Below are 21567 nucleotides of genomic sequence, written 5' to 3' on the forward strand. Positions count from 1 at the left end.
CTTGCGATCTAGGTGCATGATCAGCACCTCCTCCGATTCCGGCCGCGTTTCCGATGCGCCGTCCGACAACTGGGTCTACCGCGTCCTGCCGCGCGGCATCTGGCCCTATGCGCAGCTTGCCCGCTGGGACCGGCCGATCGGCTGGCAGCTTCTTCTCTGGCCCTGCCTGTGGTCGGCGGCGCTCGCCGCCAATGTCGCCGCAGCGGCCGGCAGCTTCGACTGGACGCGCCTTGTCGGCCATCTCCTGCTGTTCTTCCTCGGCGCCGTCGCCATGCGCGGGGCCGGCTGCACCTATAACGACCTCGTCGACCACGATATCGACCAGGCGGTGGCGCGCACCCGCTCGCGTCCCCTTCCGTCGGGCCGCGTCACGCGCCGGCAGGCCAAGATCTTCATGGGGCTGCAGGCGCTCGTCGGCCTTGCCGTGCTGCTGCAGTTCAATCTCTTCACCATCGGCCTCGGCATCGCCTCGCTTGTAATCGTCGCGGTCTATCCCTTCGCCAAGCGCTTCACCGACTGGCCGCAGTTCTTCCTCGGCATGGCCTTTTCCTGGGGCGCGCTGATGGGCTGGGCGGCCGAATTCGCCAGCCTTTCGCTCGCGCCCGTGGCGCTCTACGTCGGCGCCATCGCCTGGACGATCGGCTACGATACGATCTACGCCCACCAGGACAAGGAGGACGACGCCCTGATCGGCGTGCGCTCCACCGCCCGCCTCTTCGGCGAGAGGACGCGGCAATGGCTCGTCGGCCTCTACGGGCTGACGGTGGTGCTGATGGCGCTTTCCTTCTGGCTTGCCGGCGTCGGCATCCTCGCCTGGCTCGGCCTTGCCGCCGCCGCGCTGATGTTCGCCTGGCAGGTCCGCACGCTCGACATCGACGATCCGGTGCAGTGCCTCGCGCTCTTCAAGTTCAACCACGTCGTCGGCTTCGCCATCTTCCTGGCGCTGGTGCTCGCCCTCTTCTTCGCCTGAGGGCAAACGAAAAGCCGGCCGCAGGGAACGGCCGGCTTTCCGGAGGTCATGCTTTCATCGCAGGCTCAACGGCGGGCGATGATCTCCCGGCCGTCGATCTTCATCTGGACGCCGAGCTTGCCGGTCGTGCGGCGCACGAGGAAGCGGGGGCGGCGGTCCGCGAAGTAGGAATGGCGGCGGCGCGGCCGGGTGGGGCGGCTGCCGACGGCGAGGTGGTCGTCGAGCGGACGGGCGATGCCGTCGGCTTCCACCATCAGCATGGGAATGCGGTAGGCGTCCGACCAGCTCCGCCAGTCTGCGGCGATGTCGCACAGGTCATGGGCGACGAGCAGCGGGATGCAGAGGTCCGGGTCGTCGTGGTGCAGTTCCAGCGTCACGGTCACTTCGCCGTTGCCATGGTCGATGGCGCGGGCGGCGACGCCCTTGAAGGCCCGGGCCGGAAGCGCGATGGAAAGCGGCAGGCCGCTGGAAGGCAGGACCTTGCGCAGGACGGCGCCGCGCTCGTCGAGGGTGATGGTGGCGTCGGTTCCTTCCATCCTCAGCTCGAACGTCACCTGCTGCGGAAAGCGCTTGGGATCGAGCCTTAGCGTGTTGCCGGCCCATGCCGGCTTGGAAACGGTATTCAGCATGTCTTTCGCCCTTGTTTTCCTTGAGAGCCGCTTTGCGATCTTCTCATCGGGACTTTGCGTCCTCTGAGCGTGAGATTAGGCGCCCTCCCTTCCAGGCCGCTTAAAAATCGCGGTTAAGAAAACTTTGCAGTTCCTGATGGTTAGCAAAACCGCACGGGCTAGGGTTTCGAAGAGGTGAACGGAAGGGCGGGCAGCGGGAAAGGCCGGGACAAGCCTCGCGCGCGAGAATGGACGAAGATCGGCTTGCCGATGATCCGAAGGAAGAGTCCCGATGCTGTCCACCTATACGAGCTACAACCTCATCACGAAGGACATGTTGAAGTCGCTGAACCGCACGGGCAGCGAGGCGGTCAACCAGCGCGAGGCGGACTATTACAAGGAGAACATCGGCAAGGTCGCCACGGTGGACGAGTTCCTCGACGACTACCGGCTCTATTCCTACGCCATGAAGGCCTATGGCCTGGAGGACATGATCTACGCCAAGGCCTTCATGCGCAAGGTGCTGGATAGCGACATGTCCGACGCCAACAGCTTCGCCAACCAGCTCACCGACACGCGCTACCGCGATTTCGCCAATGCCTTCGCCTTTACCGCCGCAACGCCCTCGGCGCAGACCGAGGTGCAGCTCGACGAGATCATCGGCCTCTATTCCGCCACCGCCGCCAATGCCGGCGCGCAGATCAAGGAGGAGACGCGCTACTACGACATCGTCATCGACAAGGTGACCAGCGCCGACCAGCTCCTCAACAACGACCGGCTGCGCAACTACATGCTGACGGCCTTCGACATCGACCCGAATACCTATTCGCGCCAGACGCTCAAGGGCGTGCTGACGAGCGACCTCGACGATCCGGCAAGCTATTTCAACACGCAGTTCGCCGGCCGGCAGACGGCGGCAGAGGCGGCCATCCAGACGGCGACGACCGAGCTTTCGGGCCTCGAATCCAACGACGCCAACAAGGCGCGCATCGCCGAACTGAAGGCGGAGATCACCCGGCAGAGCGCGATCGTCGCCAATGTCCAGAAATACCGCTCGCTCGCCGAGGCCTACAATTTCAACACCGACGGCACCGCGACGGCCGGCACGGTGCAGAACGCCACGCAGAAGCAGAACACGAACGACCTCTACACGCTCTCCAATCCGCGCGTGACCTCGGCGGCCGCGCAGCTCAACCAGGAGCATTTCAAGAGCGTGGTGGGAAGCGTCACGACGGCGAACGCGCTCATCGCCGACGAGCGGGTCGTCTCCTACCTCAAGGCCGCCTACGGGCTCGACAAGGTGTCGGTCACCAGCTTCACCCTGCGCAACATCATGACCAGCGACCCCGACCCGAACAATCCGAAGAGCTACATCAACATGTTCGGCGGCGCGGACAAGGAAGCCTATGTGGCGCTGCGCGCGGCCTTCAACTTCGAGGAGGACGGCACGCTTCCGGCCGGCACGCCGGCGCAGACCGCCGCCCAGACCTCGGCCACCGCCAGCCTCTACTCCTCCCACTACAACGACAAGGACGACGAGGCGGACGAGCTTGCCGTCAACCGCTTCAAGGGGCAGATCGGTGCCGTGACCACAGTCCAGGATTTCGTGGACGAAGCGACCGTCTACGACTTCGCGTTGAAGGCCTACGGCCTCGATCCGGACAAGGTTTCCGCGCTCACCATCAAGAACGTGCTGAAGAGCGACCTCAACGACCCGAAGAGCTACGTGTACCAGCTTCACGACGAGCGCTACGTGGAGCTTGCCAAGGCGTTCAATTTCGGGTCGGACGGCAAGATCGCCGAGCCCAAGCTGGCGCAGGCCGAATCCGAGATCCTCGCCATGTCGCGCGCCTATGTGACGGAGAAGTCCCGTTTCGGAACGGATGACGACAAGACGAAGGCCGAGGAAGAGGCGAAATATTACACCGTCCAGATGCAGAAGATCGATTCCGTCTCGGACTTCCTTGCCGACAAGCGCCTCGTCGATTTCGTGCTGACGGCCAACGACATCGATCCGGAGAGCGTCGACACCGAGTTCATGAAGAAGATCTTCACGTCCGACCTCGACGATCCGAAGAGCTTCGTCAACCAGCAGGCGGACCGTTCGTACCGCAAGATCGTCGCCTCGTTCAACTTCAACGCCGACGGCCTCGTCGAGCAGCCGAAGGATGCGCAGGTCCAGTCACGCCGCGGCGTTTACGAGACGCTCGACGGCTATGTGCGCCAGAAGCTGGAGGAGGAGGCCGGCGAGGACAATGCCGGCGTGCGCCTCGCGCTCTATTTCCAGCGCAAGGCCGATACGGTCACCAGCCCCTACGATATCCTCGCCGACGATGCGCTCTTCGAGGTCTTCAAGGTGGTCTATTCGCTGCCGGACGAGATCGGCAGCGCCGATATCGATGCGCAGGCCGACATGATCAAGCGCCACCTCGACCTTGCCGATCTGCAGGACCCGGAAAAGGTCTCCAAGATGATCGTCAAGTTCTCCGTGCTCTACGACCTCAACAACGACACCACCAGCGACCCGGCCGTCTCCATCCTCTCCGCCGATTCCGGCTCGGCCGGCATCAGCGCGGACCTGATGATGTCGCTGGCGCAGCTTCGCACCGGCGGAAGCTGAGGCCGCCTTTCAGGCGCGCACGACCTTGCCGGGGTTCATGATGCCGGCCGGATCGAAGGCGCGCTTGATCCGGCCCATCAGGTCCATCTCGATCGGTTCGCGGATCTCCGCCAGCTCGTCTCGCTTCAACTGGCCGATGCCGTGCTCGGCGGAGATCGAGCCGCCGAAGGAAAGCACGATGCCGTGGACGATGTGGTTGATCTCCTGCCAGCGGGCGAGGAACGCCTTCCTGTCCGCGCCGACGGGCTGGGAGATGTTGTAGTGGATGTTGCCGTCGCCCATGTGGCCGAAGGAGCAGATGCGCGCGCCGGGGATCGCCGCCGTCACCGCCGCATCGGCCTTCGCCATGAAATCGGGAATGGCCGAGACCGGCACGGAGACGTCGTGCTTGATCGAGCCGCCCTCCGGCTTCTGCGCCGGCGACATGCTTTCGCGCATGTGCCAGAGGGCCTTGCGCTGCTCCTCGCTCGCGGCGATGACGGCGTTTTCGATGAGGCCTGCCTCCATGCCGTCCGCAAGCACGGCCTCCATCATGCGCGCCGCCGTGTCGGCCGCGTCCGAGGTGGAGATGTCGATCAGCACGTACCAGTCGTGCCGGGTGGCGAGCGGATCGCGCACGCCCGGAATGTGGCGCGTGGTGAAATCGACGCCGAGGCGCGGCATCAGCTCGAAGCCGGTGAGCGCCGGGCCGCAGCGGCTCGACGCGCGCTCGAAGAGGGCGAGCGCGTCCTTCACCGATTTGAGGCCGGCAAAGGCGACCTCGTGGCCGAGCGGCTGTGGAAAGAGCTTCAGCACCGCGCCGGTGATGACGCCGAGCGTGCCTTCCGCGCCGATGAAGAGGTCGCGCAGGTCATAGCCCGTATTGTCCTTCTTGAGGCGCCTGAGGCCGTTCCACACCTCGCCCGTCGGCAGCACGACTTCGAGGCCGAGGCAGAGATGGCGCATGTTGCCGTAGGAGAGCACCGCGGTGCCGCCGGCATTGGTGGAAAGGTTGCCGCCGATCTGGCAGGAGCCTTCCGAGCCCAGCGAGAGCGGAAACAGCCGCCCGACATTCTCGGCCGCCGCCTGGATATCGGCGAGCACGCAGCCGCCGTCCGCGACGATCACGTTGCCGACCGGATCGACGTCGCGGATGCGGTTGAGGCGCGAAAGCGAGAGCACGGCGTCCATCGCCCCCTCGCGCGGCACACTGCCGCCGACATGGCCGGTATTGCCGCCCTGCGGCACGATGGCGGTGCGCGTCTCGGTGGCGAGCGCGAGAATCTTCGAGACCTCCTCGACCGAGCCCGGCCGCAGCACCAGCGGCGAGGTGCCGTGGTAGAGCCCGCGGCTTTCGACGAGGTAGGGCGCGATGTCCTGCGCTTCCGTCAGCGCATGGGCGGGGCCGGTGATCGCGCAAAAGCGGGCGATGAGATCGGGGGAAAGCATCGCCTGGACCATGGCTTTACCTTTCAGCCGCGCGGGGCGGCGGCGCGTTGCAGGCGGTCGTTGATCGCTTCGCCGAGGCCCACGGCCGGGATGGGCGAAAAGGCGATGGAGGCGGCGCCGAGGGCGTCGGCCCGTTTCATGTAGCCGAAGAGATTGGCCGCGGCCTCGGCAAGGTCGCCGGCGGGGCTGAGGTCGAGCACCAGCGCGGCGTCCTTCTCGCCGGGCAGCGCCGTGCCGCCGAAGCGGATCAGCACCTCGCCAGGGCGCACGTCCCGCGCCTCCAGCCGCACCGGGGCGTCGGGCGCATAATGCGAGGCGAGCATGCCGGGCGCCTCGATAGCGGCGCCCGCCTTCTCGTTGCGGATGACGGGCCGGCCCGTCAGGCGTTCGACGGCTTCAAGGTCGAGGCCGCCCGGCCGCAGCAGGCGGATCGTCTCGCCCTCGACGCGCAGGATGGTCGATTCGAGCCCGACGACGGCCGGGCCGGCATCGAGCACCAGTTCCAGCCGGTCGCCGAAATCGTCCGCGACATGGCGGGCGGTGGTGGGGCTGATGCGCCCGGACGTGTTGGCGCTGGGGGCTGCCAGCGGCCGGCCGAAGGCGGACAGCAGCCGGCTTGCAAAGCCGGTCGGCACGCGCACGCCGACCGTGTCGAGCCCGGCACGTGCCAGCGGGTGGATGGCGCTTTCGGCCCGGATCGGCAGCACCAGCGTCAGGGGCCCGGGCCAGAAGGCCTCGGCGATCTTGCGGGAGAGCGGGTCGAGGACGGCGTGCCGCTCCGCCATGGCAAGGTCCGCCATGTGGCAGATCAGCGGGTTGAAGCGCGGCCGGCCCTTCATCTCGTAGATGCGGGCGATCGCCTGCGGATTGGTGGCGTCGGCGGAAAGGCCGTAGACCGTCTCGGTGGGAATGGCGACCGGCACGCCGCGGCCGAGCGCCTCCGTGGCGCGCGCCAGCGCCGCCTCAGGGTCCGTCCGCGTATCCACGATGTCTGCCATGCCGTTCGTCCTTCGTCTGGCGTCTCCTTTACAGCCCTTTGGCGGAAAATGCCAAGGCTTGAGCGATTGCCTAAAATGCGACCGACCGGATTAGAGCGGCCGAAAGCGGCGGCTGCTATGGCTCGGGAAAATCCGAAGGCAGGTTTCCCGAGATGGCGAACAAGAAATCCTCGACGACAGACATCGCGCTCCGCGTTGCGACAGCCATGAGGCAGATGGGCATCGATGGCCTGCCGCGCAACTACGAGCTGGTCTACGAGGCCTATGCCGGCTGCAATCCCGATCTCGTGCGCGACTTCATCGCGCTCGGCAAGTACAAGACGCAGGCCGCGCTCGACGAGCTCGGCCGCAAGTACCTGCCCCACCAGCACGAGGCGAGCGTGCTGCAGCGCTCGGCCGGCGCCATCAGCAGCGAGATGAGCAATTTCATGGACCTGCTCACCCAGGAGCGCTCCTCGCTCACCGATTACGGCCGCCTCATCGGCGAGGCCTCGCAGGTTATCCGCAATGCCGCAGGCGATGAGGGCGCGCTCGGCAGCTCGCTCGAAGCCCTGCAGCGCGCGACGGAGCTGCGCGTCACCCACACGGCCGAGATGGCCGAGAAGGTGGCCGCGCAATCGGCCGTCATGGACGGCATCCAGAAGGAGATGGCGGAATTCGAGGCGATGAAGTTCGTCGATCCGCCGACGAAGCTCGGCAACCGCCGCGCCTTCAACAAGGCGCTCGCCCGCGTCTATGCCAATGCGGAACTGCCGATGCTCTGCGGCGTCGTCATCGCCGAAGTGGATGCGGAGCGGCGATTCTCGCCCGGCCAGATCGAGGCCCTGTCGGACCATCTCGTCACCTTCTACGGCAACCTCATCCGCCAGGCGTTTCCATCAAGCGCGCTTGCCGTGCGCTTCGACGGGCTGCGCTTCGGCTTCCTGTTCCACACGGCGGAGGAGAGCGAGGTGACGCGGCTTGTCGATCTCCTGCGCGCCGCCTTCCAGACGGTCGCGCTGCGCGATCCGCGCACCGGCCGCAACCTCGGGCACCTGACGCTCTCGGCGGGCGCCTGCATGTCGGACAGGGCCGACAGCGCCTTCGACCTTTCGGCCGCCTGCGAGCGGGCGCTGATGGAGGCCAAGGGCGCCGGCGGCGACCAGATCGTCGTCTACGGCCGCGGCGACGAGGTGCCGGCCGGCAAGGAATGGATGATCTACAGGGCGTCCTGATCAGAGCGCGCTGATGATCTTGCGCAGCGCCTCGTTGCGCGTGCCGAGCATCAGCACGTTCTTCATGGCGAGCTTCGGGTCGTCGGTGCGGAAGATCACGCCGTTGCCGCGCACCTTGCGGTCGATCGTCAGGCGCCCTTCCTCCTCGGTCGGCGCGATGGCGACGGCGAAATACATGCGGCCCGGCTTCGTCGAGATGCCGGCGAAGAACTGCTCCCCCTCGCCGATCTCGGCGAGGAAATTGGCCATGTAGAAGGCCCATTGCACATTCTCGAACTCGGCGAAGCGCGAATTGGCCACCGTGATGTGGCAATAGCCGAGATGCGGCGTCTGGGCGAGCGTGCGATGGAAGATCAGCCTGGGGAACTGGATGGAATGGTGGAAGCCGTTGATGCGCTCATGGGTGATGCTGCCGGCCCGCTCCAGCTTGCGGCCCGTGCGCTCGGCGACCTCCTGATAGGTGAGGTAGCGCTTCTCGCTGGGGCTCCAGGTCGGGCTGCGGTCGATGCGGCCGGTGCGCAGGAACTCCGTATGGGCTGCGGCTTTCGGCTGGTTGGTGCGCTTGTAGGCGACGGCGTCGTAATATCGGAACTTCGTCTGCTGCACCTGACCGGACCTTATGCTCGTGCCCTGATGCGTCGAAGTTTAAGCAAACGCCGTTAAACATTCCTTTCCGTGCACCTCCCGCTTCTTCGCGCGGGGGCGGCAAGGTCGCAATATGACAAAGGCATGAAAGCCGCCGCTTCAGGCGGGCTGCGCAGTCTTTCCGTTGGGCGTCTTTTCCCAAACCATTGTTCCTATTGTATTATTTATACCATCATTGCGGAATTTCCTCTTTTCCCCTGTCGTCAACTTGGAACGGCATGTCGTTTTCCGGAATGTCGGGCGGCCGGACTTGCGCTTAGATAAGAACGCTCAAGGTGCTGCTTCCCCCAAGGAAGCGGAGAATTGGGAAGCCGGTTGAAATCCGGCGCTGCCCCCGCAACGGTGTTGGAGCAAGGTGCAGCAGAGGCCACTGGACGAGATGTCCGGGAAGGCGCTGCGCCGGTCCTCAAGGGACACTCCTCAGCCCGGAAACCAGCCTGGAGCATCGATCGTGACTGGCTGCGGCGGGCGGCCGGGAAGCGTGCAAACCGTGCGGCCTGCCGCCCGGATGCCGTCTCCTCCGTGCGCCTCAGCAAATCTGGATATCTGAGGATCCGCCATGGACATTCGCAGCGACGTGCTCCGCAAGCTCAAGACCCGGCGCGAGGGCCACAGCCTCGAGCAGGCCTTCTACATCGACCCCGACCACTACAGGCTCGACCTGGAGACGATCTGGTATCGCGACTGGCTGTTCATCGGCCACGACTGCGAGATCCCGAAGGCGGGCAACTATTTCACCGTGCAGGTCGGCGACTATCCCGTCGTCGTCACCCGCGACCGTTCCGGCACCGTCCGCGCGCTGCACAATTCCTGCCGCCACCGCGGCTCGCGCGTGTGCACGCAGCACAAGGGCACGTCGGCCAAGCTCGTCTGTCCCTACCACCAGTGGACCTACGAGCTCGACGGCTCGCTACTCTTCGCCCGCCACATGGCGGAGGACTTCGACAAGGCGCAGCACGGCCTGAAGCCGATCCGTTGCGAGACGGTCGGCGGCTACATCTTCATCTGCCTTGCCGAGGAGGCGCCGGACTTCTCCGCCTTCCGCAGCCTGGTCGAGCCCTATCTTGCCCGCCACCGCCTCGGCGAGACGAAGGTCGCCTTCGAGAGCACGATCGTGGAAAAGGGCAACTGGAAGCTCGTCTGGGAGAACAACCGCGAGTGCTACCATTGCGCGGCCAACCATCCCGAGCTCTGCCGCACCTATCCCGAGGCTCCGAGCGCCACGGGCGTGCAGGGCGCCAAGGACGATCCGGTCATCGCCGCGCATTGGGAAAAGTGCGAGGCGGCGGGCCTTGCGAGCGAATTCCGCATGTCGCCGACCGGCCAGTTCCGCGCCGCGCGCATGCCGCTGATCCAGGATGCGGAGAGCTACACCATGTCCGGCGCGCCCGCCGTGCAGCGGCCGTTGTCGAGCGATGTCCTGGAAAGCGGCATCGGCACGCTTCTCCTCTTCCACTATCCGACGACGTGGAACCATGTGCTGGCCGACCACGCCATCACCTTCCGCGTGCTGCCGCTCGGCCCGGAGCTCACCCAGGTCACGACGAAGTGGCTGGTCGCCAAGGATGCCGTCGAGGGTGTCGACTACCGCCTCGACGAGCTCACCCATGTGTGGACCGAGACCAACGACCAGGACCGCCGGATCGTCGAGGAGAACGCCTTCGGCATCCGTTCGCCCGCCTACCAGCCCGGCCCCTATTCGGTCGAGGACGAGGGCGGCGTCATGCAGTTCGTCGAGTGGTACACGAACTTCATGATCGACCGCCTGGGCGACAAGAAGCCGATGTCCCGGGTGGCCTGACATGACGATATCGACCCCGTTTCGCCACTTCGACGAACTGAACCCGTGGCACGACCGCCAGAACCTCCTGGAATGCATCGCGGTCACGGCGGAGACTTCCGACGTGATGACGTTCACGTTCAGCTCCGATCAGAAGAACTGGTTCCGGTACCTGCCGGGCCAGTTCGTCACCCTGGAGCTGCCGGTGTCGCAGGACGAGCCGGTCATGCGCACCTATACGCTCTCCTCCTCGCCCTCGCGCCCCTTCTCGGTCGCGGTGACGGTCAAGGCGCAGAAGAACTCCATCGGCACGCGCTGGATGTTCGACAACCTGCGTCCGGGCATGACGCTGCGGGCCTTCGGCCCGCTCGGCGACTTCTCCTTCGTGCGCTATCCGGCGGAAAAGTACCTCTTCGTCTCGGCAGGCTCCGGCATCACGCCGATGATGTCGATGACGCGCTGGATGGCGGACTGCGCGCCGCAGTCGGACGTCTCCTTCGTCACCTGCGCGCGCAAGCCGGAGGACCTCCTTTTCAAGGCGGAGCTCGAATGCCTCGCCGCGCAGATGCCGAGCCTGACGCTCGGCTTCGTCGTGGAGAGCCAGAATCCGCGTGACGGCTGGCACGGCCTTCGCGGCCGGATCGACGCGGCGCGGCTCTCGCTGCTCGCGCCCGATTTCCGCGAGCGCACGGTCTTCTGTTGCGGCCCGGAACCCTTCATGCGCGGCGTGCGCGACATGCTGAAGGTCTGCGGCTTCGACATGGCGCGCTACCACGAGGAGAGCTTCCAGCCGTCGAGCGCGCCCGCGCCGGAAGAGATCGCCATCCGGGCCGGCGCCGGCGAGCAGGCCGTGGATGCCGACGCGGTCGCCACCGTCACCTTCACCATGGCAGGCAAGGACGCTCCGTGCCCGCCCGGCCAGACGATCCTGCAGACCGCGCGCGCCGCGGGCGTGCGCATCGGCGCGGCCTGCGAAGGCGGCCTGTGCGGCACCTGCCGGGTCATGAAGGTAACGGGCGAGGTGGAGATGCACCACAACGGCGGCATCCTGGAGGACGAGATCGCCGAAGGCTACATCCTCGCCTGCTGCTCGCGGCCGATCGGGGACGTGTCGATCGAGGCGTGAGGCGCAACGGTGCCACGCTGCTGTCCGGCATCCCCTCCATCCCTAGGCACCATCCATCCGCCGGTGTCACCTCACCGCCGGAAGCGCTCCGCCGGTCGACGTCAATCCTCTCGCCGGCGTCATCCTCGGCTCCCACCGTCGTCGTCCTCGGGCTTGACCCGAGGATCCATGCCACAAGCGAGGCACCGCCGTGAGGGTGGATGCTCGGGTCAAGCCCGAGCATGACGAAGGAGAGGGAAGAGAGAGGGAGAAGAGGAGACAGAGGGTAGGAAGGAGGGCTTTCCTGGCCCTCCCACCTTGCTCTACTCTCAGTCCGTCTTCGCGCGGCGGGCCGGGAAGAGGATGACGTCGCGGATCGAGGGGGCGTTGGTCAGCAGCATGATCAGGCGGTCGACGCCGATGCCGAGGCCCCCGGCGGGCGGCATGCCCTGGTCGATGGCGTCCAGGAACTCGTCGTCGAGCTGCTTGTCCTTCTCGCCGCGGCCGTGGGCCTGCTGGAGCTGCTCGACCATGCGGGCGCGCTGCTCCTCCGGGTCGTTCAGCTCGGAGAAGGCGTTGCCGAGTTCCCAGGTGTTGCAATAGGTCTCGAAGCGTTCCACGAGGCGCGGCTCGCCCGGCACTTCCTTGGCGAAGGGCGAGATGTCCTTCGGGAAATGCGTGACGTGCGACGGCTGGATCAGCGTTCCTTCCACCTTCTCCTCGAAGATGAAGGCGAGGCATTCGCCCCAGGTCCAGTCCTTCTCCACCTCGAAACCGGCGGCCCTGGCGGCGGCGCGGGCTTCCTCGTCCGTCTTGATGGCGAGGAAGTCGATGCCGGTCGCTTCCTTCACGGCATCCGGCATCGGCACGCGCCTGAACGGGCCCTTGAAGGAGATTTCCTTGTCGCCGTAGGCGAACTCCGTCGAGCCGTGGATCTTGACGGCAAGCTCGGCGAAGAGGCGCTCCACGAGGTCCATGATGTCCTCGTAATCCGCATAGGCCCAGTAGCACTCCATCATCGTGAACTCGGGATTGTGCCGCGTCGACACGCCCTCGTTGCGGAAGTTGCGGTTGATCTCGAACACCTTGTCGGTGAGGCCGGAGACCAGCGTGCGCTTCAGGAACAGTTCCGGCGCGATGCGCAGGTACATGTCGAGCTTCAGCGTGTTGTGGTGCGTCTTGAAGGGTTCTGCCGTCGCGCCGCCGTAGACGGAATGCAGCATGGGCGTCTCGACTTCCATGAAGCCGTCGTTCTCCATGAAGCGGCGGATGCCGGAAACGATCTTCGAGCGCTGCTGGAAGCGGAGCTTGGATTCCTCGTTGGTCATGATGTCGAGGTGGCGCTTGCGGTAGCGGATCTCGACATCGGCGACGCCGTGCCACTTCTCCGGCATCGGCAGCAGGGTCTTCGTCAGCATGACGATCTCCTGCGCGTTGATCGTCAGTTCCCCGCGCTTGGTGCGGCGGACGACCCCGGTGACACCGATGATGTCGCCGATATCGATCATCGGCAGCAGGGCGCGCGCCTCTTCCGGCGTCGTGTCCTTGTGGGAGAAGATCTGGATCTTGCCGGAGGCATCATGGATGTCCATGAACATGCCGGAATTGCGCGAGGAATAGACGCGGCCGGCAACGGTCACGACGTCGCCGCTCTCCGTGTCGGGTTCCAGGCTTTCGTACTTCTCCGCAAGCTCCGCATTGGTCATCGTGCGGTGGAAATGCGCCGGATAGACATCTCCGACCGTCTCGCGAAGCTGGCCGAGCTTCTGGCGGCGGACTTCCGTCGGGTCGGAGGAAAGGGCGGTTTCGGTCTTGTCGTTCATTCTTCTCGTTCCTTACTTTCCGCCGCCGGCCATGGAGGCCACGACCTGCGCGGCGACCTTCAGGCGCTGGCGCACGACGGAGCGGCCGAGGATGGCCATCGAATCGAAGAGCGGCAGCGAGCGCGACGAGCCGGAGACGGCAACGAAGAGCGGCGCGACGACGACCTTCAGCTTCTTGCCGAGCTTGTCGGCGCTCGCGCGCAGTTCCGCCTCGATGCTTTCCACGGTCCATTCCGGCATCTTCTCGAGGTCCGGCTGCACCTGGTTCAGCACGTCGAGGATTTCCTCCGGCGTCGACTTCACCTTGGCGAAGGACTCCGGCGTCAGCCCGAGGTCGGACTTCAGCAGGAAACCGGCGAGGTCCGGCAGTTCGCCGAGTTTGGAGATACGCGACTGCGAGAGCTTCAGCCCCTCGCGGATGCGGTCGTTCTCCATCGCCCAGTCGAGGACGCGCTTCATGAAGTCCTCTTCGGAAAGCTGCTCGCGCAGCCAGCGGCCGTTCAGCCAGTCGAGCTTCTGGATGTCGAAGATCGCGCCGGCCTTGGAAAGGTTCTCCGGATCGAACTTTTCGGCAAGCTCGTCCATGGTCAGCAGTTCCTCGCCCTCGGAAATCTGGATGAAGAACAGGCCGAGGAAGTTCATCAGCGCTTCCGGCAGGTAGCCGAGCGCGGAATAGTAGGAGATCGAGGTCGGGTTCTTGCGCTTGGAGAGCTTCGACTTGTCGGCGTTGCGCATCAGCGAAAGATGCATGAAGACCGGCTCCTGCCAGCCGAAATAGCGGTAGAGCAGGATGTGCTTGGGCACCGAGGCGAGCCATTCCTCGCCGCGCGCCACATGGGTGATCTTCATCAGGTGGTCGTCGATGACGTTCGCCATGTGGTAGGTCGGCATGCCGTCGGCCTTGATCAGCACCTGCATGTCGACGCTTTCCCACGGGATCGACACGTCGCCGTAGACGCCGTCGTGGAAGTCGCAGGAGCCTTCCGTCGGGATCTTCATGCGCACGACCGATGGCTCGCCCGCCGCGACGCGGCTCGTGACTTCCTCGGCGGAAAGGTTGAGGCAGTGGCCGTCGTAGCCCGGCGGCTTGCCGGCGGCGCGCTGCGCCTCGCGCATCTTCTCCAGCCGTTCCGGCGTGCAGAAGCAGCGGAAGGCATGGCCCTTCTGCAGCAGTTCCTCGGCATAGGGCCAGTACATGGCCTTGCGGTCGGACTGGCGGTAGGGGCCGTAGGGGCCGCCGACATCCGGGCCTTCGGACCATTCGAGGCCGCACCATTTCAGCGCGTCCAGCACCTTCTGCTCGAATTCCGGCGTCGAGCGCGTGGCGTCCGTATCCTCGATGCGCAGGATGAAGGTGCCGTTGTTCTTCTTGGCGAAGAGATAGTTGAAGAGCGCGATATAGGCGGTGCCGACATGGGGCTCGCCGGTGGGGGAAGGTGCGATGCGTACGCGAACGCCGGATGCGGTTCCGGAAGTGCTCATGGATGTGGCCCGTCTTGGCTTTTGGAAGGGAGTGCCCGGATTTGCGGGAGAAAAGGGCTCTCCGTTGGGCTGGGTGAGACCATATTCAGCCCGGCGCGTCAAGGGAATGTCGATCGGCGGCTAGCGCACGGGCCAGACATAAAGCAGCGTCGGCACGCTGACGATGACGATGAGGATGGAGAGCGGCAGGCCGACGCGCGGATAATCGGCGAACTTGTAGCCGCCCGGGCCCATCACCAGCGTGTTGCACTGGTGGCCGACGGGGGTGAGGAAATCGCAGCCCGCGCCGATCGCCACGGCCATCAGGAAGGCCTCCGGCTTGTAGTGCAGCGCATTGGCGAAGCTGGCGGCGATCGGCGCCATGACGAGGACGGTCGCCGCATTGTTGAGGAAGGGCGTCACGGCCATGGCGGTAAGAAGGATGAGGCCGAGCGCGCCGAAGGGCGGCAGGTGCACGGCGATGTCGCCGAGCCAGCCGGCGACGAGCTCGCTCGCCCCCGTCGTGCGCAGGCTGTCGGAAACGGGGATGAGGGCGGCGAGCATGATGAGGATCGGCCCGTCGAGCGCCGTATAGGCCTCGCGCAGCGGCACGGCGCGGAAGACCACCATGGCGACGGCGGCGGCGAAGAAGCCCGTCGCCACCGGCACGACGCCGAAGGCGGTGGCGACCATCGCCGCCATGAGGATCAGGACGGGAATGATCGCCCGGCGCGGCGCACCCAGCAGGATCTCGCGCTGGGCGAGCGGCAGCAGGCCGAGTTCGGTGAGCTGCGTCGGCAGCGTGCGGTTGTTGCCCTGCACCACGATCATGTCGCCCGGGCGCAGGCGCACGGCGGAGAGCTTTTCGCGCAGCCGCTCGCCCTGTCGGCTGACGGCGAGCAGGTTGATGCCGTAGGAATGGAAGAGCGCGATGCTGCGGGCGGAAATGTCGATGAGCCGCGAATCCTTGCCCACCACCGCCTCGATGGCGCTGATCTCGCCCTCCTCGCCGCGCCCGGCGCGGATCGGCTGGCCGGAGAGCGTGAGGCCGGCGGCGGAGACCACCTTGTCGAGCGCGCCGGCCGTTCCCTCCATCAGGATCGTGTCGCCCGCGGTCAGCCGCACGTCCGGCAGCGGCGCGATATGGACATGGCCGCGGATGATGGCGGTGGCGATCACGTCGCCATCGCCGTTGCGCAGCACCTCGTTCAGCGACTTGCCGACGGAGGGCGAGCCGGCCTCGATCGTCGCGTCGGAGGAATAGGCGGCCGCCTCCAGCGCCTCCTCGATATTGGCGCTCTTGTTCGTGCGCTCGGGCACGATGCGGTTGAAGAGGAGGAGGAAGAGGATGCCGCAGACCGTCAGCACCGCGCCGACGGGCGTGAAATCGAACATGCTGAAGCTCTCGCCGCCGATCTCCTGGCGCAGGCGCGAGACGACGATGTTGGGCGAGGTGCCGATCTGCGTCATGAGGCCGCCGAGAAGCGCGGCGAAGGCCATCGGCATCAGGAACTTGGAGGCCGGCGTGCCGGATTTCTTGGCGAACTGAAAGGCGAGCGGCATCATGATGGCGAGCGCGCCGATATTCTTGATGAAGGCCGAAAGCACAGCGACGGAGACGAGCAGCAACGCAAGCTGGCTGCGCCTGGAGGCAAGGTTCGGGAAGAAGCGCTTGACCGCGAGATTGACGATGCCCGAGCGCGCGACGGCCGCGCTCACCATCAGGGCGCTTGCGACGATGATGACGATGTCGTCGGAAAAACCGGAAAAGGCCTTGTCGAAGGGAACGATGCCGAGCGCGAGCGCCAGAAGCAGCGAACAGCACGCCACGACATCGTAGCGGAACCGTCCCCAAATGAACGCCGCCATCATCAGAGCGATGACGACGAAGGCGAAGGTCTGCTGAAGCGTCATGGAGCTGTCCGTGCGGCGGGGCGATGCTCGGCATGAATTCCCTGCAGGTCCTGCCGGTTCCGCCTCAGGTAGCGCAACCGTCCAGAACTTTCGCGGAACAATCCAACCGTCCGAAGATTTGCCAAGAGAAGGCGGGTCGTGTCAACCGGACGCGACGGAGATGAAGAACACGGGGATTTTTCCGGTTTCTCCCCGTGGCCAACGAAACGGCAGGCGAGCTTCCCACCCGTCCGACCCGTCTTCGACCCTCCCGGTCCGTAAGTGGCGGGGGGTTAGGGCAGGTCGCCCCCTACCCGCCGCCGGTATCTCGACGCTCTGTCACACCGCATCTCTTGACCTTTCCGCCCCGCGCCCTTAACCCGCCAGCAACAAGGACGCAGCAGGGGTTACGGGCATGAAGGTTCTGTTGATCGGATCGGGCGGACGCGAGCATGCCCTGGCCTGGAAACTGGCGCAGTCCCCGCTTCTGGATACGCTCTACGCCGCCCCCGGCAATCCGGGCATCGCCGAATGCGCGACGCTCGTTTCCCTGAATGTCGAGGACCACGCCGCCGTCTCGGCCTTCTGCAAGGAGAACGGCGTCGGCTTCGTGGTGGTCGGGCCGGAAGCCCCGCTCGTCGCCGGCCTTGCCGACGCGCTGCGCGCAGACGGCATCGACGTCTTCGGTCCCTCGGCCGCCGCCGCGCAGCTCGAGGGCTCCAAGGGCTTCACCAAGGACCTCTGCGCCAAATACGATATCCCGACGGGCGCCTACAAACGCTTCACCGACGCGGCCGCGGCAAAGGCCTATGTCACCGAACAGGGCGCGCCGATCGTCATCAAGGCGGACGGGCTTGCCGCCGGCAAGGGCGTGACCGTCGCCATGACGCTCGACGAGGCGCTCGCGGCCGTCGACGACTGCTTCGATGGCGCCTTCGGCGCGGCGGGCGCGGAAGTCGTGGTGGAGGCCTTCCTCGACGGCGAGGAGGCGAGCTTCTTCTGCCTGTGCGACGGGGTGAACGCCCTGCCGCTCGCCTCCGCCCAGGACCACAAGCGCGTCGGCGACGGCGACACCGGCCCGAACACCGGCGGCATGGGCGCCTATTCGCCCGCCCCGGTGATGACGCCCGAAATGGTCGAGCGCACGATGAAGGAGATCATCGAGCCGACGATCCGCGGCATGGCGGCGGACGGCCATCCCTTCCAGGGCGTGCTCTTTGCCGGCCTGATGATCACCGAAAAGGGCCCCGAGCTCATCGAATACAATGTCCGCTTCGGCGATCCGGAATGCCAGGTTCTGATGATGCGGCTCGAAAGCGACCTCCTGCCGATCCTGCACGCCGCCGCCATCGGCCGGCTCGACAAGGTCTCCGCGACATGGCGGGACGACCCGGCGCTCACCGTCGTCATGGCCTCGAAGGGCTATCCCGGCGCCTACGAGAAGAACACGCCCATCCTCTCGCTACCGGCAGACGACGCCACGACCAAGGTGTTTCATGCCGGCACAGCCCTCGAAGACGGGAAACTGGTCGCGACGGGCGGGCGCGTGCTCAACGTCACGGCCGTGGCAAGGACCGTCGGCAAAGCGCAACAGGCCGCCTACCGGGCGCTCGACAAGGTGGAATGGCAGAACGGCTTTGCTCGCCGCGATATCGGCTGGCGCGCCGTCGCCCGCGAAAAGGCTTGAGGCGGGCGGCGAAATCGCCCGATAGATCGAATTTTACCATTTCTCCTGACGGGACCGTAACCGGCAGGCGCTAGGGTGCTCCCAACGATGAGGGAGAACCGTTGATGCGTATCCTGCTGCCGACCTTCGCCTTGGCACTTCTTGCCGGCCCCGCCCTTGCGGGCTCGATCGAACCCGTGACCGGCGCCACCGCCGCGGACAGCATCTCGACCATCACCTGCGAGGCCTGCCCGGCGCTGAAGCCGAAGCCCGTCGCCGAGACCTACCATGTCGACGCGATCGCGCCCGGCACGCAGAAGGTGGATATCCGCGAGGAGAACGGCGAGCGCAAGCTCTTCCGCACGGAAGCCTGGATGGGCGGCTCGCCCGTCCTCTTCGTCAGCAAGGCGCCCGCCGAGACGGTCGACAGCGCCGAGACGGAGCAGCCCGTCGATACGAGCGCCAGGACGAGCGCGCTTGGCAAGGACGCGGCCCAGGCGACGGTGACGGCCGGCATGACGGCCTCACGGGAGTTTGATCCCGGAAAATTTGAACTCAGGCTCGATTGACCCCATATTGGTGGTCCCTGCCTCTCAGTCCCTCCAGGCTGACGGGAATTCGCGAAAGCGGACGGATGCGCCCCTGGCCCTCAGGCGGGGGGCGCAAACGTGTCAGCCGCCCTCTTCCCCCAGATCCCTGACGAGGTTGTCGACCTCCCGGTCCGAATAGACGGCGATGCCGGCGCGGCGAAGCAGCGCCGCCGTCACCCCCTGCCCCGCATGGCGCGCACCGGAAAACGTGCCGTCATGGATGAAGCCCGATCCGCAGGACGGGCTGCCGTCGATGAGCAGGGCATGGCGGCAGCCGTTCTCTTGCGCGACGTCCAGCGCGATGCGCGCACCCTCGATATAGGCCGCCGAGACATCGCCGCCGGAAATCTCCAGCACCCGCGCCCGCCCGTCGAGCACGTCATCGCCGTCGCGCCCGTCCTCGATTTCCGCCGGCGGCCGCGGCACGGCAAAGCCGCCCGCAAGTTCCGGACAGAGTTCCACCAGCCGCCCCTCCGCCCGCCAGCGCGCAACCGCCTCATGCACGAGCGGCTTGGCCGACCCGTTGTAACGGACCGGCCGGCCGGCAAGACAGGCGCTGATGAGGATTTTCCCGGTCATCAGCGCCGACCTCTCATCCCGCGATCTTCGAGAAATCCGCGACCGTGCCGGTTGCCGCGCGGATGGCGGAGAGCAAGGCGAGGCGGTTGGTGCGGATGGCGGGTTCGTCGTCGTTGACGAGGACGTCGGTGAAGAAGCGGTCGACCGGGGCGCGCAGTGCCGAGAGGGCTGCCATGGCGGAGCGGAAGTCTTCCTTCGCGACGGCGGCGGAGGCGTCCCTGGCGGCGGTTTCGACGGCGGTGTGCAGCGCCTTTTCCGCATCGAGCTTCAGGAGGGCGGGCGAGACGGCGCCTTCGACGACGGTGCCCTTCTTCTCTTCCGCGGCGAGGAGCTGCGTGGCGCGCTTCGTGCCGGCGAGGAGGTTCTGGCCCTCTTCGGAGGTGATGAAGGCCGTCAGCGCCTCGACGCGGCGGGCGACCGTCAGCAGATCGTCGGCGTCCGGCGTCAGCACGGCGTCGATGAGGTCGTGCCGTGCGCCCATGTCGCGCAGGTAGACCTTGAGCCGGTCATGGAAGAAGGCGAGGAGGTCCGGGTCCCTGACGACCGACAGCAGCGGCAGGCGGATGTTCTTTTCCAGCAGCATGCGGATGACGCCGAGGGCGGCGCGGCGCAGCGCATAGGGGTCCTTCGAGCCGGTCGGCTTCTCGTCGATGGCCCAGAAGCCGATCAGCGTGTCGAGCTTGTCGGCGAGCGCCACGGTGAGGCCGACCTTGCCGGACGGCACGCGGTCGGAGGGCCCCTGCGGCTTGTAATGGTCCTCGATGGCCTCGGCGACGGCGGCGTCCTCGCCCTGGAGGGCGGCGTATTTGCGGCCCATGATGCCCTGGAGCTCGGGGAATTCGCCGACGGCCTCCGTGCGAAGGTCGGCCTTGGCGAGCACCACGGCGCGGTCGACGAGCGCGGCATCGGCGCCGGTGACCTTCGCCAGTTCGGCGGCGAGCGTGCGGATGCGCGCGACGCGCTCGCCCTGCGTGCCGAGCTTGGCGTGGAAGGTCACGTCGAGCGCATCGAGCTTGGCCATGCGCTGGTCGAGCGGCTTTGCAAGGTCGAGGCCGAACTTTTCGGCGGATGCCTTCAGCGTGTCGAGGTCCGGCAGGTCGCCCTGGTCGCGCAGCCAGAAATGCTTGGCGTCGGAAAGGCGCGCGCGCACGACCTTGCCGTTGCCGTGCACGATCTCCTTGCCGCCGTCCTTCGCCTCGATGTTGGAGACGAGGATGAAATGGTTGGAAAGCGCCTCGGTGCCCGGCCTGCGGGTGACGAAGCACTTCTGGTTCGTCTTGATGGTGAGGCGGATGATCTCGGCGGGGATCGCCAGGAACTCTTCCTCGAAGGTGCCGAGCAGGACCTGAGGCCATTCGACGAGGCCGGACACTTCATCCAGCAGGCCTTCGTCCTCGACCAGTTCGAGGCCGTTGGCGAAGGCGATGTTGTTAGCGTCGGTGGCGATGATCTGCTTGCGCCGCTCGGCGTCCAGCACGACCTTCGCCTTTTCGAGGCTTGCGGCATAATCGGCAAAGCGCCGCACGGTGATGGCCTCCGGCGCATGGAAACGATGGCCGTAGGTGACATTGCCGGCGACGAGCCCGTCGACCTCGAAGGGCACGACGCGCGTTTCCTCGGTCTCCGCGCCGAAGGTGCACAGGATCGATTGCAGCGGGCGCACCCAGCGCATGGCGCCGGGCCTTGCCGAGGCGGCGCCCCAGCGCATGGATTTCGGCCAGGGGAAATTGCGGATGATGCCCGGCATCGCCTCGGCAATGATCTCCTCGGCGGGGCGGCCGGGCTTGACGATATGGGCGACGTAGAAATCGCCCTTCTTCGGATCCGAATGGACATGCGCCTCGGAAATCGAGGAAAGGCCGGCGCCGCGCAAGAAGCCTTCGATCGCCTTCTCGTTGGCGTCGGTGCGCGGGCCCTTGCGCTCCTCGCGGATATCGGCCGAACGGGCGTTGAGGCCGCGGATGTCGAGCGTCAGGCGGCGCGGCGTCCAGTATTCGCGCGCGCCCTCGTAGGTCAGGCCCGCTTCCACCAGCGCATCAGTGACGAGTTTCTTCAGGTCGCCCGCCGCCTTGCGCTGCATGCGGGCGGGAATTTCCTCGGAGCGGAGTTCAAGCAGAAGATCGGGCATGTCAACTTTCCTCACCCTCGCCACGCGGCAAGGGTCGGCACGGCGTGCCGGTATGGGGT

Annotated in this window: 16 protein-coding genes and 1 riboswitch; of the genes, 7 read left to right on the plus strand and 9 right to left on the minus strand. The window is 66.2% G+C overall.

From position 1 onward, the window contains the following. Nucleotides 1-16 precede the first annotated feature (16 nt). Nucleotides 17-970, plus strand: a complete 954-nt coding sequence (gene ubiA, locus ACZ5TO_RS13680) for a 4-hydroxybenzoate octaprenyltransferase (RefSeq protein WP_464798461.1) — start codon at nucleotides 17-19, stop codon at nucleotides 968-970. A 65-nt stretch (nucleotides 971-1035) separates the two neighbouring features. Here ubiA and ACZ5TO_RS13685 read toward each other — a convergent pair whose 3' ends face one another. Next, a complete protein-coding gene (locus ACZ5TO_RS13685; RefSeq protein ID WP_184146131.1) occupies nucleotides 1036-1599 on the minus strand; it encodes a DUF6101 family protein in 564 nt (187 codons plus the stop codon). A gap of 271 nt (nucleotides 1600-1870) precedes the next feature. Here ACZ5TO_RS13685 and ACZ5TO_RS13690 point away from each other — a divergent pair, with 271 nt between their 5' ends. Continuing rightward, on the plus strand, nucleotides 1871-4198 hold the full coding sequence (locus ACZ5TO_RS13690) for a DUF1217 domain-containing protein (RefSeq protein ID WP_464798462.1): 2328 nt from the start codon (nucleotides 1871-1873) through the stop codon (nucleotides 4196-4198). 9 nt (nucleotides 4199-4207) lie between these two features. On the opposite strand, the gene ACZ5TO_RS13695 is transcribed toward ACZ5TO_RS13690, so the two are convergent. Beyond that, on the minus strand, nucleotides 4208-5638 hold the full coding sequence (locus ACZ5TO_RS13695; RefSeq protein WP_464798463.1) for an FAD-binding oxidoreductase: 1431 nt from the start codon (nucleotides 5636-5638) through the stop codon (nucleotides 4208-4210). Between the two features lie 11 nt (nucleotides 5639-5649). Next, entirely contained in the window at nucleotides 5650-6624 is a 975-nt protein-coding gene (locus ACZ5TO_RS13700; protein ID WP_464798464.1) for an L-threonylcarbamoyladenylate synthase, read from the minus strand. Between the two features lie 152 nt (nucleotides 6625-6776). On the opposite strand from ACZ5TO_RS13700, the gene ACZ5TO_RS13705 reads away from it, so the two are divergent. Next, nucleotides 6777-7838: a diguanylate cyclase domain-containing protein gene (locus ACZ5TO_RS13705; RefSeq protein WP_184146120.1), complete on the plus strand. Its 1062-nt coding sequence runs from the start codon at nucleotides 6777-6779 to the stop codon at nucleotides 7836-7838. Here the strand turns inward: ACZ5TO_RS13705 and ACZ5TO_RS13710 are convergent, their stop codons facing one another. Further along, on the minus strand, nucleotides 7839-8444 hold the full coding sequence (locus tag ACZ5TO_RS13710; RefSeq protein WP_184146107.1) for a DUF6656 family protein: 606 nt from the start codon (nucleotides 8442-8444) through the stop codon (nucleotides 7839-7841). A 295-nt stretch (nucleotides 8445-8739) separates the two neighbouring features. Beyond that, nucleotides 8740-8938, plus strand: a riboswitch (cobalamin riboswitch). A gap of 104 nt (nucleotides 8939-9042) precedes the next feature. On the opposite strand from ACZ5TO_RS13710, the gene ACZ5TO_RS13715 reads away from it, so the two are divergent. Together ACZ5TO_RS13715 and ACZ5TO_RS13720 are read left to right on the plus strand one after the other, a co-directional pair. Continuing rightward, nucleotides 9043-10284 carry an aromatic ring-hydroxylating oxygenase subunit alpha gene (locus ACZ5TO_RS13715; RefSeq protein WP_464798465.1) on the plus strand — a complete coding sequence of 414 codons (1242 nt, stop codon included), beginning with the start codon at nucleotides 9043-9045 and terminating at the stop codon, nucleotides 10282-10284. A 1-nt stretch (nucleotide 10285) separates the two neighbouring features. After that, nucleotides 10286-11389, plus strand: a complete 1104-nt coding sequence (locus ACZ5TO_RS13720) for an FAD-binding oxidoreductase (protein WP_464798466.1) — start codon at nucleotides 10286-10288, stop codon at nucleotides 11387-11389. 308 nt (nucleotides 11390-11697) lie between these two features. Here ACZ5TO_RS13720 and lysS read toward each other — a convergent pair whose 3' ends face one another. From lysS to ACZ5TO_RS13735, 3 genes are all read right to left on the minus strand, one after another. Next, nucleotides 11698-13191 (minus strand): lysine--tRNA ligase, encoded by a 1494-nt coding sequence (gene lysS / locus ACZ5TO_RS13725; RefSeq protein ID WP_464798467.1) that lies wholly within the window; start codon nucleotides 13189-13191, stop codon nucleotides 11698-11700. A 12-nt stretch (nucleotides 13192-13203) separates the two neighbouring features. Next, entirely contained in the window at nucleotides 13204-14673 is a 1470-nt protein-coding gene (gene gltX, locus ACZ5TO_RS13730; RefSeq protein WP_464798468.1) for a glutamate--tRNA ligase, read from the minus strand. Nucleotides 14674-14793: 120 nt separating this feature from the next. Beyond that, on the minus strand, nucleotides 14794-16566 hold the full coding sequence (locus ACZ5TO_RS13735) for an SLC13 family permease (RefSeq protein ID WP_464798469.1): 1773 nt from the start codon (nucleotides 16564-16566) through the stop codon (nucleotides 14794-14796). A gap of 394 nt (nucleotides 16567-16960) precedes the next feature. On the opposite strand from ACZ5TO_RS13735, the gene purD reads away from it, so the two are divergent. Both purD and ACZ5TO_RS13745 read left to right on the plus strand, forming a co-directional pair. Continuing rightward, nucleotides 16961-18232, plus strand: a complete 1272-nt coding sequence (gene purD, locus ACZ5TO_RS13740) for a phosphoribosylamine--glycine ligase (protein ID WP_464798470.1) — start codon at nucleotides 16961-16963, stop codon at nucleotides 18230-18232. Between the two features lie 104 nt (nucleotides 18233-18336). Next, complete coding sequence (locus tag ACZ5TO_RS13745) at nucleotides 18337-18780, plus strand: plant virulence effector HPE1-like domain-containing protein (RefSeq protein WP_464798471.1); 444 nt, start codon at nucleotides 18337-18339, stop codon at nucleotides 18778-18780. 102 nt (nucleotides 18781-18882) lie between these two features. Here the strand turns inward: ACZ5TO_RS13745 and ACZ5TO_RS13750 are convergent, their stop codons facing one another. Together ACZ5TO_RS13750 and glyS are read right to left on the minus strand one after the other, a co-directional pair. Further along, complete coding sequence (locus tag ACZ5TO_RS13750; protein ID WP_464798472.1) at nucleotides 18883-19380, minus strand: 2-thiouracil desulfurase family protein; 498 nt, start codon at nucleotides 19378-19380, stop codon at nucleotides 18883-18885. A 13-nt stretch (nucleotides 19381-19393) separates the two neighbouring features. Continuing rightward, nucleotides 19394-21508 carry a glycine--tRNA ligase subunit beta gene (glyS, locus tag ACZ5TO_RS13755; RefSeq protein ID WP_464798473.1) on the minus strand — a complete coding sequence of 705 codons (2115 nt, stop codon included), beginning with the start codon at nucleotides 21506-21508 and terminating at the stop codon, nucleotides 19394-19396. Between the last annotated feature and the right edge of the window lie 59 nt (nucleotides 21509-21567).

The organism is Shinella sp. Sh6 (assembly GCF_055392685.1).

Coding starts and splice junctions, on each gene's coding strand:
- glyS (WP_464798473.1), bottom strand. CDS start 21,508: ATGCCCGATCTTCTGCTTGAACTCCGCTCCGAGGAAATTCCCGCCCGC.
- ACZ5TO_RS13685 (WP_184146131.1), bottom strand. CDS start 1,599: ATGCTGAATACCGTTTCCAAGCCGGCATGGGCCGGCAACACGCTAAGG.
- ACZ5TO_RS13750 (WP_464798472.1), bottom strand. CDS start 19,380: ATGACCGGGAAAATCCTCATCAGCGCCTGTCTTGCCGGCCGGCCGGTC.
- ACZ5TO_RS13690 (WP_464798462.1), top strand. CDS start 1,871: ATGCTGTCCACCTATACGAGCTACAACCTCATCACGAAGGACATGTTG.
- ubiA (WP_464798461.1), top strand. CDS start 17: ATGATCAGCACCTCCTCCGATTCCGGCCGCGTTTCCGATGCGCCGTCC.
- gltX (WP_464798468.1), bottom strand. CDS start 14,673: ATGAGCACTTCCGGAACCGCATCCGGCGTTCGCGTACGCATCGCACCT.
- ACZ5TO_RS13720 (WP_464798466.1), top strand. CDS start 10,286: ATGACGATATCGACCCCGTTTCGCCACTTCGACGAACTGAACCCGTGG.
- ACZ5TO_RS13695 (WP_464798463.1), bottom strand. CDS start 5,638: ATGGTCCAGGCGATGCTTTCCCCCGATCTCATCGCCCGCTTTTGCGCG.
- purD (WP_464798470.1), top strand. CDS start 16,961: ATGAAGGTTCTGTTGATCGGATCGGGCGGACGCGAGCATGCCCTGGCC.
- ACZ5TO_RS13735 (WP_464798469.1), bottom strand. CDS start 16,566: ATGACGCTTCAGCAGACCTTCGCCTTCGTCGTCATCGCTCTGATGATG.
- ACZ5TO_RS13705 (WP_184146120.1), top strand. CDS start 6,777: ATGGCGAACAAGAAATCCTCGACGACAGACATCGCGCTCCGCGTTGCG.
- ACZ5TO_RS13700 (WP_464798464.1), bottom strand. CDS start 6,624: ATGGCAGACATCGTGGATACGCGGACGGACCCTGAGGCGGCGCTGGCG.
- ACZ5TO_RS13715 (WP_464798465.1), top strand. CDS start 9,043: ATGGACATTCGCAGCGACGTGCTCCGCAAGCTCAAGACCCGGCGCGAG.
- ACZ5TO_RS13745 (WP_464798471.1), top strand. CDS start 18,337: ATGCGTATCCTGCTGCCGACCTTCGCCTTGGCACTTCTTGCCGGCCCC.
- lysS (WP_464798467.1), bottom strand. CDS start 13,191: ATGAACGACAAGACCGAAACCGCCCTTTCCTCCGACCCGACGGAAGTC.